At 42.6% G+C, this 18,348-nt stretch carries 14 protein-coding genes; 11 read left to right on the plus strand and 3 right to left on the minus strand.

The genetic code is table 11. The features are described from left to right. Positions 1-27 precede the first annotated feature (27 nt). Positions 28-747, minus strand: a complete 720-nt coding sequence (locus tag B1K52_RS05110; protein ID WP_306278111.1) for an NAD-dependent protein deacylase — start codon at positions 745-747, stop codon at positions 28-30. A 484-nt stretch (positions 748-1,231) separates the two neighbouring features. Here B1K52_RS05110 and B1K52_RS05115 point away from each other — a divergent pair, with 484 nt between their 5' ends. Then, on the plus strand, positions 1,232-2,392 hold the full coding sequence (locus B1K52_RS05115) for a pyridoxal-phosphate-dependent aminotransferase family protein (RefSeq protein ID WP_077306017.1): 1,161 nt from the start codon (positions 1,232-1,234) through the stop codon (positions 2,390-2,392). Then, complete coding sequence (gene serA / locus B1K52_RS05120) at positions 2,392-3,975, plus strand: phosphoglycerate dehydrogenase (protein WP_077306019.1); 1,584 nt, start codon at positions 2,392-2,394, stop codon at positions 3,973-3,975. Before B1K52_RS05115 ends, serA begins: the two co-directional genes overlap by 1 nt. A 15-nt stretch (positions 3,976-3,990) precedes the next feature. On the opposite strand, the gene B1K52_RS05125 is transcribed toward serA, so the two are convergent. Continuing rightward, the gene (locus B1K52_RS05125) at positions 3,991-5,313 is read right to left on the minus strand and encodes an APC family permease (protein ID WP_077306021.1); all 1,323 of its coding nucleotides are present in this window, start codon (positions 5,311-5,313) and stop codon (positions 3,991-3,993) included. Positions 5,314-5,502: 189 nt separating this feature from the next. Next, the gene (locus B1K52_RS05130) at positions 5,503-6,318 is read right to left on the minus strand and encodes a histidinol-phosphatase HisJ family protein (protein WP_077306023.1); all 816 of its coding nucleotides are present in this window, start codon (positions 6,316-6,318) and stop codon (positions 5,503-5,505) included. Between the two features lie 827 nt (positions 6,319-7,145). On the opposite strand from B1K52_RS05130, the gene B1K52_RS05135 reads away from it, so the two are divergent. The 9 genes from B1K52_RS05135 (at position 7,146) to B1K52_RS05175 (ending at position 18,339) form a co-directional block, all read left to right on the plus strand. Beyond that, positions 7,146-8,084 (plus strand): YybS family protein, encoded by a 939-nt coding sequence (locus B1K52_RS05135; protein WP_077306025.1) that lies wholly within the window; start codon positions 7,146-7,148, stop codon positions 8,082-8,084. A 36-nt stretch (positions 8,085-8,120) separates the two neighbouring features. Continuing rightward, complete coding sequence (locus B1K52_RS05140; RefSeq protein ID WP_077306027.1) at positions 8,121-10,091, plus strand: DHH family phosphoesterase; 1,971 nt, start codon at positions 8,121-8,123, stop codon at positions 10,089-10,091. After that, entirely contained in the window at positions 10,088-10,534 is a 447-nt protein-coding gene (gene rplI / locus B1K52_RS05145) for a 50S ribosomal protein L9 (protein ID WP_077306029.1), read from the plus strand. The genes B1K52_RS05140 and rplI overlap by 4 nt, the downstream gene beginning before the upstream one ends. Positions 10,535-10,636: 102 nt before the next feature. Continuing rightward, the gene (dnaB, locus tag B1K52_RS05150) at positions 10,637-12,001 is read left to right on the plus strand and encodes a replicative DNA helicase (protein WP_077306031.1); all 1,365 of its coding nucleotides are present in this window, start codon (positions 10,637-10,639) and stop codon (positions 11,999-12,001) included. A gap of 152 nt (positions 12,002-12,153) precedes the next feature. Further along, on the plus strand, positions 12,154-13,440 hold the full coding sequence (locus B1K52_RS05155; RefSeq protein WP_077306033.1) for an adenylosuccinate synthase: 1,287 nt from the start codon (positions 12,154-12,156) through the stop codon (positions 13,438-13,440). Positions 13,441-13,620: 180 nt separating this feature from the next. Further along, positions 13,621-14,325: a response regulator YycF gene (gene yycF, locus B1K52_RS05160; RefSeq protein ID WP_077306035.1), complete on the plus strand. Its 705-nt coding sequence runs from the start codon at positions 13,621-13,623 to the stop codon at positions 14,323-14,325. Positions 14,326-14,330: 5 nt separating this feature from the next. Further along, on the plus strand, positions 14,331-16,181 hold the full coding sequence (gene walK / locus B1K52_RS05165) for a cell wall metabolism sensor histidine kinase WalK (protein WP_077306037.1): 1,851 nt from the start codon (positions 14,331-14,333) through the stop codon (positions 16,179-16,181). Beyond that, positions 16,178-17,467, plus strand: a complete 1,290-nt coding sequence (locus B1K52_RS05170) for a YycH family regulatory protein (protein ID WP_077306040.1) — start codon at positions 16,178-16,180, stop codon at positions 17,465-17,467. Before walK ends, B1K52_RS05170 begins: the two co-directional genes overlap by 4 nt. After that, positions 17,467-18,339 (plus strand): two-component system regulatory protein YycI, encoded by an 873-nt coding sequence (locus B1K52_RS05175; protein ID WP_077306042.1) that lies wholly within the window; start codon positions 17,467-17,469, stop codon positions 18,337-18,339. Before B1K52_RS05170 ends, B1K52_RS05175 begins: the two co-directional genes overlap by 1 nt. Positions 18,340-18,348 lie beyond the last annotated feature (9 nt).

The raw sequence follows: 18,348 nt of genomic DNA on the forward strand, positions 1-18,348 counted from the left end.
AATAGCGAGTTCCTAATAAGGAGCTCGCTATTTTTGCAGTTGTTTTATAATCTTAGAAAGATCATCATGAATGACAATATCAAAAAGATGATCCATCACAGTAGGTTCTCGATTTATTAAAATAGACGGCTTACTAATGGAGCTGGCGTATTCAGGAAGCAAGTTAAATGGGCTGACAAGCAGAGATGTGCCTAATACAAGCACTAATTCACTCTGCTGGATAACGTGTTCTGCTCGATGATGCTCTGTAATAGGATCACCAAATAAGACGACGTCTGGTTTTAATATATGCTGGCAATTTTGACAGGCGGGTACATCATTTTGTAATAAATAATCTAATTCATAAGATTGACCACAGTTTTGGCAGGTAGCACTGTTTAACGTGCCGTGGTATTCAATGACTTTCTCGTTACCCGCCAGTGTATGTAAGCCATCGACGTTCTGCGTGATGATGCTAATTTGCTTCCCATCTGTTTCCAACTGTTTGAGGTAGCGATGCACATTATTAGGGCCATAGTCTTTCAGCAGCTTGACCCGAAAGATGTCTTTATATTTCTTCCAAAAATCTTCAGGTTCTTTATGAAAATAGTGATTGGATATATAATATTCCCGCGCTTCGTCAGCTGTCCAGAGACCATTTGTGGAACGAAAATCGGGGATACCGCTGGCGGTGGATACCCCAGCTCCAGTCAGAATTGCAATCGACGATGCTGTGGCTATTTTTCGGGATGCTGCTTCTATTTGCATCATATATCCCTCCAATTTTTTTTATTTTTTCCAGTATAGCAAAAAAACGATAAGGAAGCAGATTACAGCAAAATCCGAACAATCACATTTGGTAAAATTATTTGAAAACATATTGACATCAGCTGTGTGTCTGCTATGATAAATAAAAAATTGAACCAAACACCAACTATGTTGATGAAGACCATATCTTTGTCCAGTGATTATCCAAGAGAGCTAGTGGATGGTGAAAACTAGCATAATCCGGCAAAGGGCAGCACTTCGGAATAGGCAGGCTGAATAAAGTAGGTTTGTCCGGTATATGCCCGTTACGCATAGCTTCAATGAAGGCTGTTCTGTGCATAAACACAGACGGTGAAAAAGGGTGGCACCGCGTGAGTAGATTCAAGCTTTTCGCCCCTTACAAACAGGTAAGGGAGTGGAAGGCTTTTCTTATTGGCTTTTTTACCTGTGAAGAAATCTCACAAACCAAGGAGGAAAAGAAACTATGTTACCAGATCAGCTTTTACTACGTATTCCAGGACCATCACCAATACCGCCGAGTGTGCAGCGGGCAATGAGTCAGCCAATGATTGGTCACCGGGGGGCGGAAACAACCGCATTGTTGCAGCGAATTAAGCCAAAATTAAAGCCTGTTTTCGGTACCGAACAGGATGTTTTGCTAGTCACGGGCAGCGGGACTGCCGGATTAGAGGCGGCAGTAGCCAATACGGCGAAGCCTGGTGATGAAGTACTGGTTGTGGTAGTTGGTGCTTTTGGAGATCGTTTCGTTAAAATAGCGAAGGCTTATCAGCTGCTTGTTCACCAATTAGACGTCACATGGGGAGAAGCAGCAAAACCGGAAGATATTAAAGCGGTACTGCAAGAACATCCGGAAATCAGCTCTGTCTTTGTCACCTATTGTGAGACTTCTACAGGTGTGTTAAACCCAATTAAAGAGATTGCGGAAGCAGTTCATGAAGTTTCTGATGCATTAGTTATCGTGGATGGCGTCTCCTGTGTTGCAGGTGTCGAGACGGAATTTGATGCATGGGGAATTGATATTCTCGTTACAGGTACACAAAAGGCATTCATGCTGCCTGGAGGAATGTTTTTTGCGGTAGTAAGTGAACGAGCCTGGCAAGTAATCGAATCAAATACACAGCCGCGTTTTTATCTGGACCTAACAAAATATCGTGAGGGTATTGCAAAAGACAGTACACCTTTCACGCCAGCTTTATCTATCTTGTTTGGACTGGAGCAGGTATTGACGCTGTTGGAAGAAGAAGGGTTAGAGCAAGTGTATGCACGGCATCGCTTAATGCGGGATATGACAAGAGCTGCCTTTCGAGCATTGGATATACCGCTGCTTGTAGAGGATGCCTATGCTTCCCCGACAGTAACGGCAATTAAACCAGCAGATTTTGATGCTGAACAGCTACGTAAGCAAGTGAAGCAGGAATTCAATTTAGCATTTGCAGGCGGACAGCAGCACATGAAGGGAGAAATCTTCCGGATTGGACATATGGGATATTGCTCCCCGGCAGATGTATTGCAAGTAATTAGTGCAGTAGAAATCGGCCTAATGCAAATTGGGAAGCAAATAATACTAGGAGCGGGTACACAGGCTGCCCAGCAAATCTATCTCGAGCAAGGAGCGAATAAATAATGACATATAATGTGCTAATTAGTGATCCGTTAAGTGAAGAGGGAATGGCACCACTAACACAAGCTGATGACTTCCATGTGACTGTTGACACAGGATTGGCAGAAGCAGAGCTTATCGAGAAAATCGGTAACTACCACGCACTGCTTGTCCGCAGCCAGACAACTGTTACACGAGCGATTATGGAAGCAGCTTCTAATTTGAAAGTAATCGGGCGTGCAGGCGTCGGTGTGGACAACATTGATTTGGAAGCAGCAACGGAACTCGGCATCGTTGTTGTCAACGCTCCTGACGGGAATACAAACTCTGCTGCAGAACATACTGTTGCCATGATGATGTCACTTGCTCGTAATATTCCGCAAGCGTTCCTTGCTTTGAAACAGGAACGCTGGGAGCGCAAACAGCATATCGGCGTGGAATTAAAAGGGAAGACACTTGGTATCGTCGGAATGGGTCGAATCGGCGCGGAGGTTGCTTATCGGGCTAAGGGACAGCGAATGGACGTTATTGCGTATGATCCATTTTTAACAAAAGATCGTGCAGATAAGATGGGTATCGCTTATGGAACGCTGGACGAGGTGTTTGCGGCTAGTGATTTCCTCACGGTTCATACACCATTGCTGAAGGAAACACGGCATATGATATCTACAGATGCTTTTGCCAAGATGAAGGATGGCGTGCAGATTATGAACTGTGCCAGAGGCGGTATCATTGATGAAGATGCTTTGTATGAAGCCATCGTTAGTGGCAAGGTGGCAGGAGCAGCATTGGATGTATTTGAAGAGGAGCCAGCAGTTCATCATAAATTATTGGAGCTCCCCCAAGTGATTGCGACCCCCCATTTAGGTGCCAGCACGGTGGAAGCGCAGGAGAATGTAGCAATTGATGTGAGCGAGGATGTTATGCAGATTCTTCGCGGCGGACAGGCCATACACCCTGTTAATTTCTCGTCAGTTTCACCAGAATTAATGCGGAAAATCCAGCCATACTTTGATTTGGCGGAAAAGCTCGGTGCATTCCTTGCGCGGACAATGCCGGATGCTATTGAAGAAGTTACGGTCTATTATGCAGGGGAACTAGCTGACAAAGAGGTTGCGCCTTTAACGCGAAATACGGTGAAGGGTCTGCTGCAGCGTTATTTAGGAAATGTAAATGATGTTAATGCGACACATTTAGCTAAAAAACGCGGCATTACGATCAATGAACAAAAAACATCTACAACAAGAGGCTTCACCAGTCTGGTAACAGTAGAAGCAAAATCAGCTTCGGTAACCCATAAGGTGGCTGGGACACTTGTAAATGGACTGGGAGCACGTATCGTAAAGGTCGATAACTATTATGTAGATGTTACACCAGCAGGCCATATGCTGCTCGTGCGGCATAAAGACCAGCCGGGAGCTATCGGGCGTGTGGGAACATTGCTTGCCAAGTACGCGGTTAATATTGCAACCATGCAAGTAGGGCGGTCAAATGAAGGCGGCGATGCCATCATGATGCTCACTGTCGATAAAGAACCACAGGCAGAAGAAGTACAAGAATTGAAGCAGCTGGCGGATATTTTTGATGTAACAGCTATTACGATATAAAAAGAAGCGGGCAGATTACTCTGCTCGCTTCTTCGCTTTCAACGCATAAAATATTGGCAGTCCGATAACTGCTATTCCAATAGATAACAGACAGCTTAGGAAGTCAGTGAACAGTGTACTGATTAAGACAAACAAAGAGCCGATGATTGCAGCTATTGGAATAAAGGGATAGAGCGGTACGCTATAAGCACGTTCTTTTCCTTTATTTCGTTTTCGTAGGATGAAAACAGCATAAAAGCCCAAAACATAGAATAGATAGATGGTGAAGATGCTGATTTCTGATAGTTTATCTGGATTACTTACCAGCATAAAAATAATGGACAACACAAGCTGCAACATAACTGCAACCCAAGGTGTTTGGAATGTAGGATGCACCTTTTTCAGCAGATTGGAGAATGGCAATTGTCCACGCTCTGCCATTGCAAACGGGATACGAGGAAAGGTAAGGATTTTACCATTCAAACAGCCGAAGATACTCACAATAATACCCAAGCTGACGATAACTTCACCAGTATCACCAAGCACAAGTTTCGCTGCAGTACTCGCGGCATTGGTGTTCAAGCTGACAATTTCAGCTGCTGGTAAAATATAAAGCATAGCAGCATTGATTAGCAGGTAACATGCTGTAACAATCAAGATACCGCCCACCATTGCTTTAGGCAGTGTTTTCTCTGGGTTCTTCATTTCCCCGCCCATGGAAGCTAGCATAATCCAGCCGTCATACGCAAACAAAGTTGCCAGTATAGCAGCGCCAAAGTTTATTTCAGAGAGCGCTTCAGGGATAGCGCTAAAGAAATCTGCGTCACCTTTCCAAAAGCCGAAGATGACAATAAGAATGATAGGCAGCAGTTTACCAATCGTCGTGACCAATTGTACGATACCGCCAAATTTCGTTCCGATAATATTAATGATACAAAGAAATACGACACTCGCAATACCGACACCAGCTGTCCAAGCAGTACTCCAGCCGAACAAATTAACCATTAGCGTGCCAAAATAAAGGCCTAGAGCAGCGATGATCGCTGGTCCATACAAAATGGTCTGCACCCATCCGCAAAGAAAGCCCCACATCTCGCCGTATGTTTCCTCCAGATAAGCATATAACCCGCCAGTTTTTGGAATTTGGACACCAACTTCAGCAATTGTCAAACCGCCTGCAAGCGTCAAAAGTCCGCCAATAAGCCAGGCAAGCATGGCAATTTCAGCGCTGCCAGCATAACTTAGGACGGGACCAGGTTTCATAAATACACCAGAACCAATAATCGTACCTACTACAATAGATAAACCTAGAAAAAGTCCGATGTCTTTCTTTAATGCTGCGTTTTCTGATTGATTCATGTTGTCACTCCTTTTTCTGTCCTTACTGCATGCTTGAAGATATGTAGTTCATTATAGGAAATACAGCTATAAATAGAAACTAGAAAAAGTATTCTGACATGTAAGGGCTTCTAACATGAAAAAGGAGCTTGCAGTAGCTGCAGCTCCTTCAAATAAATTGCCCGTAATCAAGGGACTTATACAGTTTTTTCAGCCAAGTGGTACGGCTTTTCGCTGTCTTCTTTCGAATGTCTGAATCTCTGTATAGCCAACCTTTTTGGCAAGTTGTATTGCTTCCGAATAGGCATAACCAACATGTTTAGGGGCGTGTGCATCTGAATTGATCACAATACCGACACCTGCATCAAAGCATTTCTGCAGCAGAAGCGGATCTGGGTATATTTCTCCAACCGGCTTACGTAAACCGGCAGTACTAATTTCAATGCATGTATCGTTATCCGCAAGTGCTTTGACGACCCGATCGTACTCACCCTCTACAAATGCTTGGTCATCTGGTTTGTAGCCAAAAATCTTAATTAAGTCGATATGGCCGACAAAGCTGAAGAGTTTTGATTCAGCTAACGTAATGATTTGATCATAATAAGCACGGTATGCTTGCTTCAAATCTCTTTTTTCGTATTCCGCTTTGTAAATAGCAAGGTCAATTCCCCATTCCCGAATCCAATGAACAGAACCTATCACATAATCGAATGGATGCTGATCTAGAAATTCTGCCATTTCTGCTTCTTTACCAGGCGTGTAGTCCATCTCAATGCCCATCTTCACCGGGAGCGCTTGTTTTTTTATTTCTCCGAAGAAGGCAAGATAATCCTGAAAATGCAGCGTCCGCCGATTCTCTACCCAGGGATTGGATAAGATTTTATTTGTTTCTTGGAAGAAGTATGCATGCTCGGAAATTCCAAATTCCTCAATGTCTTTCCTGCGTGCCGCCTCAAGGTATTCGTGAATATAATCCATTGAGAAAGTGCCTGTTTCTGCCATATGTACATGGTAATCTGTCAGCAATACATTTCACTCCTATCGACTAAGTTAAAAATATTTTGACATATAAAATGAAATGTTCCAAGTGGAGATTTGTTAGGTAAGCTTTTAAAAAGGGGAAATGAAAAAGCTCTGCCTTTTCAGGAGAGCTTCAAGAAGGAAAATATTAAAGAATAGAGTTCAAGTAGCCACCGACACTGCTCAGTAGTAATGTTGCTGCAAGGATCACATTAAAGCGACTGTTTTTCATGGTATTCCTATCCTTTCTGTTGAATTATATTCGTTAGTTTTATCTATACCCGTTTTGTTATTGTTGTAACCTCTGATCTTATTATTATCATAGCACGCAGCCGGCTGTATTTCTTCTCGATCGTGTATAAAAATTGTGGAAAAAATGTGGAATGAAAAAATCGGCAGCATGCTTGTCGCGATGCTGCCGATTTTAGAATCGTCTCATTAGTTACTAATGAGGTGTAAAGTATTTAGTGTAAATCTAATGTAAGGTTGTCTACCCATTATAAAGTCTTGTTTTAAAAAAATAAACAGTTATTTTTCATTTTACAAAGGCGGCCGGGGAAGTGTTTAAACTGATTAGCTGCTGATACACCGACGACAGGACACGACAACGCATATAAGAAGTCCTATTGACTGCTTTCGTTTGTCTCAGTCTATTTCCTGCGAATAATTTGTTTGCATACTTGCTTTCGGGTATAATTAAAGGGTAGCATTTTTTTAGATGAGAGGGCTATTTGTGCACCTTCATCTCTTTCAAGCGAACGCAAGCACAGCCTAAGCAGCTGTGCTTTTTCTACACTTGCTTCATTACATATTCAAATGGGGTGTCACGATTCATGAAAAACGCTCGACAACTGACGGAAGGAGCTATGCTGGGGGGAATTTACCTTGTACTGCTGCTGATTGCTATATATGTTCCTTTCATTGGGATGGTTGCCTATTTTGTTTTGCCAGTACCGATTATTTTGTATTGGCTTCGCCATGGAATCAAGCCAGGTTTCACTTTTTCTGCAGCAATTCTGCTGTTCTCTATTATAGCGAGTTCGGCGGGTGTATTGACTACTCTAGCAACAGCAATTGGAGCCTCAATGACGGGGTATGCATTACATCATAAACAATCAACTTACGAAGCATTGCTAAAGGGAACAGTGGGTTATGCGCTTGGCGCGACAATCTTCTGGGTGTTAACTCAAGCAATAACTGGCATTAATATTATTGATGCAGCACAGACCACAATGCAAGAATCAATGCAAGAGGTACGCACCCAAATGAATAATTTAGGTGTAACGACTCCCGAAGATCGATGGACGCAAGTGACTGAAATGATTGATTATATTTTTGTTCTTGTACCGACCTTGATTGCAGTTTATTCCTTCTTGTATGCGTTTGTCACGCAATGGCTGGCGCAAAAGGTTCATAACCGGAAGAGTAAGGAAAAAATCTTGTATCCGCCATTTCGCCGTTTCAACTTGCCAGTTATTGTGTTGTTCATTTACTTTATTGGATCTTTTGCTCGCTGGTTCGATATAGATCCAAACGGCGGTCTATATCCATTTATTGTAAACATAACAGAGCTTGCAGGAATATTGCTTATCATTCAAGGATTTGCGTTTATGTTTTATTTTGCTTATGAGCGGAAATTAGCAAAGGTATTTCCGATTTTAACTGTTATATTCTCTATTCTTTTAGGGCCTATCCTGCTGTATCTCGTACGGATTTTGGGTATAATTGATATAGGATTCAGGCTTCGGGAACGGCTGAGCAGCAAGAAATAGCATGGTCGCGGAATTTAGGTTTAGGAGCTGACATATATGCCAGAGATATTTAAGAAACCAACATTGAGTAAGCATTTAATCGTGACATATGCACTTGCTGTCGTCCTGCTTGTTTGTGTGTGGTTTTATGAATGGAAGCTTGGACTGCCATTGACAGTACTCTTGGCTCTTTCTTTCTTTTACAGCATCGTGACGGAGCAGCGGATGCAAGATCAAACGGAGGAATATATCTCGACGATGTCTCACCGTGTGAAAAAGGTCGGTGAGGAAGCGCTGTTGGAAATGCCAATCGGCATTGTGCTTTACAGTGAAAACTATCAGATTGAGTGGACAACACCGTATATGAACAGATTTGCTGAGGATACACTTGTTGGTGAGCCGCTGGATGATTTGTCAGAAGCGCTTATCCCGGCAATCAAAGACGAGAAGAACGAGGTATGGATAACGCTTGACGATTATGATTTCTTGACCGTAATTAAGAAGGAAGAGCGGTTGTTATACCTGTTTGATCGAACGAAGCAGCTGGAGATACAGAATTTATACAACGAAGAACAAACAGTCTTAGCTATTATCTTTTTAGATAACTACGAAGAGATGACACAGAATTTAGATGATACGGCAAAGAGTCAAATAAATTCCCGTGTCACGGCACAATTGAATGAATGGTCGCGCCAAAAAGGATTGTATCTGAAACGTACCTCACAAGAGCGTTTTCTTGCTGTGCTGAATCATCGCATCTTGAGGGATTTAGAGAAAGCTAAATTTGAAATTCTAGATGAAATTCGCGGACTGATTACAGATCAGAATATTCCAATTACACTGAGCATCGGCGTCGGAGCAGGTGGACAGTCATTGCCTGAGCTTGGAGAGCTTGCACAGTCCAGCTTAGACCTTGCACTCGGTCGAGGCGGTGACCAGGTTGCCATTAAAGGAGAAGGCGGTAAAGTGCGCTTCTACGGCGGTAAAACAAATCCGATGGAGAAGCGGACGAGAGTAAGAGCTCGCGTCATTTCCCACGCATTAAAGGAATTGGTTAAACAGAGTGAACAAGTACTCATTATGGGACACAAGGCGCCTGATATGGATTCAATCGGAGCTGCAATCGGCATTTTGAAGATTGCCGAAGCAAATGATACGGTTGGACATATTGTTTTGGATAAGCAAGATATTCATAGCGGTGTTTCGAAGCTGACGACAGCTATCCAAGCGGATGAGGATCTTTGGGAACAATTCATTAGTCCGGAAGAAGCGTTAGATCGAGTGACAAAGAACACGCTTGTTGTTGTTGTAGATACTCATAAACCTGTACTGGTTGCAGAAGAAAGACTGCTTAGTAAGTCAGAGCATGTCGTAGTTATTGATCACCACCGACGGGCAGAAGAGTTTATAGAGAAGCCGACGCTTGTCTATATGGAACCGTATGCTTCTTCGACAGCGGAGCTTGTGACCGAACTATTGGACTACCAGCCTAAGAAGCTGCGACTTTCCACATTAGAAGCAAGTGCCTTGCTTGCAGGAATTATCGTCGATACAAAAAGCTTTACACTTCGCACGGGTTCACGTACATTTGATGCTGCTTCCAATCTTCGTTCGAAGGGTGCAGATACCGTCTTAGTGCAGCGCTTTATGAAAGAAGATTTAGATACGTATGTGAAGCGGGCACATTTAATAGAACATACAGAGATTTACCGGGAAGGCATTGCTATTTCGACAGCAGAAACAGGGCAAGTATTTGGACCGGTTGTGATTGCCCAAGCTGCGGACACACTGCTGACAATGGATGGCGTCAGCGCCAGCTTTGTCATTTCAGAACGTGAAGACGGCCGAATTGGTATAAGTGCCAGGTCGCTTGGACAAGTGAATGTGCAAGTGATTATGGAAAAAATGAATGGCGGCGGTCACCTAACCAATGCTGCCACACAGATTGCTGACAAGACTGTGCAGGAAGCGAAAGAAGAACTGCAGCAGATTGTTGATGATTATGTTGAAGGGAGAACAGAAGAATGAAAGTAATTTTCACTGAAGATGTAAAAGGCAAAGGTAAAAAAGGACAAGTAAAAGAAGTGCCAGACGGCTACGCACGCAATTACTTGCTTAAAAATAATTTGGCTGCACCTGCAACAAAAGGAAATGTAAAAGTGCAGGAAGCAAAAGAAAATAAACAGCAGCAGCTGGAGCAGCAAGAAGTAGAAGATGCGAAAAAGTTAAGTGAGAAGTTGGCAAGCCTTACTGTGGAAGTGAAAGCAAAATCCGGTGAGGGCGGCCGTTTGTTTGGTTCAATTACGAGCAAGCAGATTGCGGATGAATTGAAAAAAACACACAAAATCAAGATCGATAAACGGAAAATCGAATTAGATGATCCGATTCGTGCGCTTGGTTACCGCGACTTGGATGTAAAACTACATCCAGAAGTAACCGGTAAAATTAAAGTTCATATTAGCGAGCAATAATTTTTTCCAGCAAAATACCAATAGCTTTTCATCCCCCTTTTGACACAAAAGGGGGATATTTCGGTACAATAAAAGCAGTATGCCAGAAATGGGGGAATCATGATGGAAGAAGTCTGGAATGACCGGACCCCTCCACATAATATAGAAGCAGAGCAAGCAGTGATTGGTGCTATTTTCCTGGAACCTGAAGCGCTATCCAGAGCTTCCGAACAGTTAATTGCAGATGATTTCTACCGAGCTAGCCACCAGCGCATTTTTGATGCGATGATGCGCTTGTCCGACAGAGGAGAACCAGTTGACTTGGTAACTGTCACCACTGCACTTGCAAATGCAAAACTGTTGGAGGAGGTCGGCGGAGTTTCGTATCTCAGTGATCTAGCAAATGCCGTTCCGACAGCAGCAAATATCGATTATTACAGTAAAATCGTTGCTGAGAAAGCCTTATTACGACGTTTAATCCGTTCTGCTACAGATATTGTGACATCAAGCTATGCGAAAGAAGACGAAGTAGAAGATGTCCTGAATGAAGCGGAGAAAACGATTATGGAAGTTTCCGGACGTAAAAACTCCGGTGCTTTCCAGAATATCAAAGATGTCTTGATCGATGTTTATGATAATATCGAGAAACTGCATCACCAAAGCGCATCTGTAACTGGTATTCCGACAGGTTATCGGGATTTGGATAAGATGACATCTGGATTCCAGCGCAATGATTTAATCATCATTGCTGCTCGTCCTTCGGTAGGTAAGACAGCCTTTGCTTTGAATATTGCACAAAATGTTTCGATTCATGCAGGAGAGAATGTAGCAATCTTCAGCTTAGAGATGGGAGCGGAGCAGCTTGTATCTCGTATGCTTTGTGCGGAAGGGAATATTGACGCACAGCGATTGCGTACAGGAAGCTTGCAGGAAGAAGACTGGGCCAAGCTCACGATGGCGATGGGAAGCTTGTCCAATGCAGGTGTTTATATTGACGACACTCCAGGTATTCGAGTAAGTGATATTCGGTCAAAGTGCCGCCGTCTAAAACAGGAAGGCGGCATAGGGATGATTCTGATTGATTACTTGCAGCTCATTATGGGTTCTAGCTCAGGGAAAGGCGAAAACCGTCAGCAGGAAGTATCGGAAATATCTCGTTCCTTGAAAGCTTTGGCACGTGAACTAGAAGTGCCGGTTATTGCTCTATCTCAGCTTTCTCGCGGAGTAGAGCAGCGTCAAGATAAGCGTCCAATGATGTCCGATTTACGGGAATCCGGAAGTATTGAGCAGGATGCCGATATTGTTGGTTTCCTATATCGAGATGATTATTATGACAAAGAATCCGAAAAACAAAATATCATTGAAATTATTCTTGCCAAGCAGCGTAACGGTCCAGTTGGAACAGTCGAGCTGGCATTCGTAAAAGAATATAATAAATTCGTAGATTTAGATCACCGATATTCGGAAAGTGATATACCGCCTGCATAATATCAACACCCTATCATCTGATAGGGTGTTTTTTAACGAACGAATATGTTGAGTGGTGAATAATTGTTCGGATGTATCATTGACATGTGTTTTGGGGATTGATAAACTTTAGAGGTGTTAAAAATAGTTTATTTGGCGGAGGTGCCACACAGATGTCCTCAGTAGTCGTAGTAGGAACCCAATGGGGAGATGAAGGAAAAGGAAAGATCACTGACTTTCTTTCACAAAATGCCGAAGTTGTTGCACGTTATCAAGGTGGTAACAATGCAGGTCACACAATTAAATTCGATGATGTCACATATAAGCTTCATTTAATTCCATCTGGTATTTTCTTCTCAGATAAGAAATGTGTTTTAGGCAATGGTATGGTTATTGACCCTAAAGCATTGGTTGAGGAATTGGAATACTTGCATGAGCGTAATGTCAGCACAGATAATCTTGTTATTTCAAACCGAGCGCATGTTATTCTTCCGTATCATCTAAAATTAGATGAATTGCAAGAAGAGTCTAAAGGTGCAAATAAGATTGGAACAACTAAAAAGGGAATCGGACCAGCGTACATGGACAAAGCTGCGCGCATGGGTATCCGTATTGCCGATTTGTTGGACAAAGATGCTTTCCGTGAGAAGTTAGAACAGAACTTGGAAGATAAAAACCGTTTATTTGAAAAGGTATATGAATGTGAGCCATTCACAGTTGAGGAAATTTTGGAAGAGTATTTCGATTATGGGCAGCAGATTGCAAAGTATGTAACAGATACTTCTGTTGAACTGAACGAAGCGCTTGATCAAGGTCGCCGTGTCCTCTTTGAGGGTGCGCAAGGTGTAATGCTGGATATTGATCAAGGAACATATCCGTTCGTTACAAGCTCCAACCCGATTGCTGGTGGGGTTACGATCGGTTCTGGTGTTGGACCGACAAAGATTAATCATGTAGTTGGTGTATCGAAGGCGTACACAACACGTGTTGGTGATGGCCCGTTTCCAACGGAATTGCATGACGAAATTGGCGATCAAATACGAGAAGTTGGCCGTGAATATGGTACAACTACAGGCCGTCCGCGCCGTGTCGGCTGGTTCGACAGTGTCGTAGTACGTCACGCACAGCGCGTTAGCGGTATCACGGACCTTTCTCTGAATTCCATTGATGTACTCACAGGTATCGAGACATTGAAAATCTGTGTTGCTTATCGTTACAAAGGCGAAATCATGGAACATTTCCCGGCTAGCTTGAAAGAACTGGCTGATTGCGAACCAGTTTATGAAGAACTTCCGGGCTGGACAGAAGATATTACAGGCGTTCGCAACTTGAATGAGCTGCCAGCAAACGCGCGTCATTATCTTGAGCGCATTTCTCAGCTGACAGGTATTCCGCTTAGCATCTTCTCTGTTGGACCAGATCGTATGCAAACAAATGAAGTAAGAAGTGTATATAGCTAAATCGAAAAATCGTCCTTCTGGGCGATTTTTCTTTTTACTTCCAAATAGCCCCATGACACCCCCCTTACAAAGACATTTTTCGCGAATTGCTGTAAAATAGAAGAAGTATGCACAAACTGAACTAATAAGAAAAAGTAATTTCATTCAGATAAAAATTATACGAGAAAGCGTGGGAATACGATGAACCATAAGATACTAGTGGTCGATGACGAGAAACCAATCGCTGACATATTGAAGTTTAACTTAGAAAAAGAAGGATACGAGGTAGTCTGTGCCTATGACGGTGATGAGGCTGTTGAACTTGTGCAGCAGGAGAACCCGGACTTGATTCTTTTGGATATTATGCTGCCGAATAAAGACGGTAATGAAGTATGCAGGGAAGTACGCAAGACGCACAATATGCCAATCATCATGCTGACAGCAAAGGATGCAGAAATTGACAAGGTACTTGGTCTTGAACTTGGTGCAGATGATTATGTCACAAAGCCGTTCAGTAATAGAGAAGTTATCGCACGTGTGAAAGCGAACCTTCGCCGACAGGCACAAATTCCTGAAGAAGACAATAAAGAGAACAAAGACATTGAAATCGGGAAACTTATTATTCACCCCGAGGCCTACACAGTCACAAATGATGGTGTACAAGTGGAACTGACACACCGAGAGTTTGAACTGCTTCATTATTTAGCACGTCACAGCGGACAAGTTATGACCCGCGAACACTTGTTAGAGACAGTTTGGGGATACGACTACTTTGGAGATGTCCGTACAGTAGATGTAACCGTCCGCCGTCTTCGTGAGAAGATAGAGGACAATCCAAGCAGTCCGCTCTGGATTATAACAAGAAGGGGTGTAGGATACTATCTGCGCAGCCCTGAACAGGAGTAATATCAATGAATAAAATAGGCTTTTTTCGTTCCGTGAGCCTGAAACTGGTTCTTGTCTACATTTTGCTGCTAATCATCGCACTTTTACTGATTGGCGTCTTTTTTACAAACAGCTTGGAGAACCAGCTTATCAATAATACCAGAGTCTCACTTGAGTCCAACATTGAGTGGCTGAATCAATCGTTAGTTCAGGAATTCGAAGAGGAAAGATCTCCTAATGACCCAACTTTAGAAGAAGATATTGCCGATCTGCTCGTCAATTACTCGGACGGGGAAAATACAAAGATTCAAGTAATCGACAACCAGAGACAGTTGGTAGGGACGAGTGAACCCGGCGGACAGGACTTAATAGGTGCTCGCGTGGTGGAGAATAATATTATTCAAGCCATTACCAATAATGGAATTCTTCCTTCTGCAGAGCGGTCGAATATCGTTATTGATAAGGAATCAGGTAATCGTACGCTTCGATATTACGATGAAATAATGAGGACAGGCAGTAATGGAGAAGAAGAATTACTCGGAATTATCTACGTGCGTAAGTCGATAGAAGATGTATATGACCAGCTGAAAAGTACGAATATTATTTTCTTGCAAGCAACATTTATTGCGTTAATATTTGCTGCCATATTAGGAATTCTCATTGCCCGGGCAATAACGAAGCCAATTAAAGAGATGCAGAAGCAAGCACGCGTCATGGCTACAGGAGACTTTTCCAAACGAGTGAATGTATATGGCGAAGATGAAATCGGACAGCTTGCCCGTACCTTTAATCATATGAACGATGAGCTGCGTCAGGCACATATGCGTACAGAAGGCGAGCGCAGAAAGTTAAGCTCGGTTCTTTCGCACATGTCGGATGGCGTTATCGCAACAGACAGGAATGGAGCAATCACCTTAATGAATGCACCAGCAGAAAGTCTGATTGGGCGCAGTGCTGAAGAAGTTCGCGGACAATTCCTAATTGAGGTTTTAAATCTAAATGAAAAGATAGTAGATATAACAGAAATACAAGAAACTGGCTCAATCATTATTGATATGAGTGATGATGACCAATATTTACTGCTGCGCTGCAATTTTTCGATTGTGCAGGATGAATATGAGCAAATTAGCGGATTTATTACCGTAATCAGTGATGTGACAGAGCAAGAACAAATCGAACAGGAACGCCGGGAATTTGTTTCAAATGTATCTCATGAGCTCCGAACACCACTGACTACGATGCGAAGTTATTTAGAAGCATTAACGGATGGTGCATGGAAAGACGAAGGTATCGCTCCTCATTTTCTTGATGTAACGCAACAGGAGACGGACCGAATGATACGTCTTGTTAATGACTTGCTGCAGCTCTCCCGTATGGATAGCAGTAATTACACGATGGAGTGGCAGCGGATTGATTTTGTGGAATTCTTCCATCATGTGATTGATCGATTTGATATGAACAAACGTGAGGATATCCACTTTGAACGCTATTTGCCAAAGGGTGAGGCAATTGTCACAGTAGACCAAGATAAGATGATGCAAGTGCTGGATAATATCATCAGTAATGCGATTAAATATTCTCCAGATGGCGGGACGATTCGTTTCCGTCTTCGTAAGGATAGCCAGAAGCTTCTCATCAGCATCTCCGACGAAGGAATGGGGATTGCGCATGAAAAACTTGATAAAATATTCGAGCGTTTCTACCGAACAGACAAAGCGCGTACCCGAAAACTAGGTGGTACTGGACTAGGTTTAGCAATCGCGAAAGATCTTGTCGATGCACATCATGGGGTAATCTGGGCTGAAAGCAAGGAAGGAAGAGGTACAACTGTGCTCTTCACCATTCCGCTTAATCGGAAAAGGGGTGAGCTGCGATGAAGCTGGAAACATTCAATACAATTTTACTAGTCATTCTTGTGGCACTTAGCTTGGTGTTAACAGCTTTTGTGTGGACATTCCAACCGAATGGTTTTGAATCTGTAAAAAATGTTACCGAAGAGCCGCAGACCTTAGATGGGACAGAGAGGCAGCTGGCAGACTTGGTAAGACCGAACCACACCTATATTAATGAACAGCGTAACCATTTTGTCTTCTCTTCAAAAGATAAAGAACGGGCTTTTGTGAATGGGCTGGCCGAATGGACGCTGACTAATATGAAACAAGTTGATTTAGCTAGTTTACCGGATACTAATATAGAGCTAGTGTATCCAGTAACCATCTCCTATTCGCAGCTGAATACGTTATTTCAGGTAGAAGGAGCAAATAGTGATACAAGCAGTCTGGGGAATAACGGCTTTACAAGAATATACCTATCAAGCAATGAGGATAACACTACACAGCTGATTTTTCTGAATGAAGACTCGGATAATCCATTAGAAAACGTTGTAACGGCAACCGTCGTAACCAGCATAAGTGATGTGATAAATAATAAGGAAGATCTGGTGGCAGCTGTACCATTAGCTGAGAACGAACCCAGTGATTGGAATCAGATTTACCTGCCGCAAAACCTTCAGATAGAAAACAGAGTTGTTCGAAGTGAGACGATTTCCCGAAATGTATTCTCAGATATCTATTTGGATGAACCTATTACATTAGGCGATCAATACATTGACTCCAATCATCTGGAATCTGTCAAGATTAGCAATAACGGAAACTATGGCATCTATTATACGAATCGGACTTCTTCCACGAGAGCAGCAAGCAGAGCAGAGCAGCTGCAAGCAGCAATTCGAGCAGTCAATTCTCATAAAGGATGGACAAATGATTTTCGCTTATATGGCGTATTAGGAAAAGGAAACTACACATTTGAGTTCCGGATGATGCAAAATGGCTTCCCGGTATTTCAGCAAAATAAATTATCACTTTTGTCTATCCAAATGCAATATGGTCACCCTGACCCTGGAAGATACGAAAGGACCCTGCTTAATATAAGCTCAACATCAGGTAGGCCAGATGGAAAAAAAGCGCTGACGGCCCAAGAAGTAAAGGATTGGGTGGCGGATAATAATTATATTACACGCGATATAGAAGACGTTGTAATTGGCTACCAGTTGGAAGAGTTTGATTCAGATATCTATAAATACAAGCTGATACCATATTGGTATGTAGAATTCGAAGGAAGATGGATTGAAGTAGGAGACAATACGACAGGAGGCACAGACTGATGCAATGGAATAAAATTAAGCTGACGTTTATCCTTGCCTTCCTTGTTTTGAATGTCTATCTCGTTATTCAGCTGTTTCCACAGGAAGAGACAGAACAAATCGGATTGGAAACAGAATCCACGGCATCTGTTCTAACTAGCGTAAAGGGGTATCAGGAGCTGTCTGCTGAGGAAACGGAAACAAATCAGCAGTACGAAGCAACAAAGATGCAATTTAAAGAAAAAGACTTGGAGAAGATTCCGTACAAAGATAATATGGAATTTGATATTAAATCAGGTACGGAGCTAGATGTAACTTTTAAGGAACCTGAGGAATTGCCTGTCGAGTTTCCCTTTGATAAAGATACAAAACAGTCTCGTGACGACTTAAACAGTTTTATTGACGAACATGTCCTGCATGGGGAAGATTATACGTATTGGGGCAGGCAAGGAGATAAAATGCTGTTCTTTCAAGAGACCGATAAGGGGCAGACTTATTTTAGTGAAGATAGTCTGCTGTTGGTAACAATTAATGGGGACTATCATGTAACTGGCTACACACAAACATATATTGAAAACTTTAAGAAGAGTGAGAATGAGGAAGGCTGGGAACAGAATCATTATTCAGAGAAGCAGGCAGTGGAGATGCTCACAGCAAAGCAGTATATTGAACGCGGGGACACAATTAAGGTGGAGAAAGGCTTCTATCCAATTATTGAACTTTCATCTAAGCCGAATTATGCTCCCGCTTATAAAATAACTGTTAATGATACGGAACATTATTTCTATTTGATGCTTCCAGATAATAATCCCTATATACGCCAACAAACTGAATCAGCGTTTATTACCAACATAGAGCTGGAGAAAGAAACAGAGACAGAAGATATACAATAAGAGGTGAAA

This window comes from Terribacillus halophilus (assembly GCF_900162685.1).
Taxonomy (GTDB): domain Bacteria; phylum Bacillota; class Bacilli; order Bacillales; family Amphibacillaceae; genus Terribacillus; species Terribacillus halophilus_A.

Excerpts from the sequence above, each read along its gene's own strand:
- B1K52_RS05125 (WP_077306021.1), bottom strand. The coding sequence starts at position 5,313 with ATGAATCAATCAGAAAACGCAGCATTAAAGAAAGACATCGGACTTTTT.
- rplI (WP_077306029.1), top strand. The coding sequence starts at position 10,088 with ATGAAAGTAATTTTCACTGAAGATGTAAAAGGCAAAGGTAAAAAAGGA.
- B1K52_RS05115 (WP_077306017.1), top strand. The coding sequence starts at position 1,232 with ATGTTACCAGATCAGCTTTTACTACGTATTCCAGGACCATCACCAATA.
- B1K52_RS05170 (WP_077306040.1), top strand. The coding sequence starts at position 16,178 with ATGAAGCTGGAAACATTCAATACAATTTTACTAGTCATTCTTGTGGCA.
- serA (WP_077306019.1), top strand. The coding sequence starts at position 2,392 with ATGACATATAATGTGCTAATTAGTGATCCGTTAAGTGAAGAGGGAATG.
- B1K52_RS05175 (WP_077306042.1), top strand. The coding sequence starts at position 17,467 with ATGCAATGGAATAAAATTAAGCTGACGTTTATCCTTGCCTTCCTTGTT.
- walK (WP_077306037.1), top strand. The coding sequence starts at position 14,331 with ATGAATAAAATAGGCTTTTTTCGTTCCGTGAGCCTGAAACTGGTTCTT.
- B1K52_RS05140 (WP_077306027.1), top strand. The coding sequence starts at position 8,121 with ATGCCAGAGATATTTAAGAAACCAACATTGAGTAAGCATTTAATCGTG.
- B1K52_RS05135 (WP_077306025.1), top strand. The coding sequence starts at position 7,146 with ATGAAAAACGCTCGACAACTGACGGAAGGAGCTATGCTGGGGGGAATT.
- dnaB (WP_077306031.1), top strand. The coding sequence starts at position 10,637 with ATGGAAGAAGTCTGGAATGACCGGACCCCTCCACATAATATAGAAGCA.
- yycF (WP_077306035.1), top strand. The coding sequence starts at position 13,621 with ATGAACCATAAGATACTAGTGGTCGATGACGAGAAACCAATCGCTGAC.
- B1K52_RS05110 (WP_306278111.1), bottom strand. The coding sequence starts at position 747 with ATGCAAATAGAAGCAGCATCCCGAAAAATAGCCACAGCATCGTCGATT.
- B1K52_RS05155 (WP_077306033.1), top strand. The coding sequence starts at position 12,154 with ATGTCCTCAGTAGTCGTAGTAGGAACCCAATGGGGAGATGAAGGAAAA.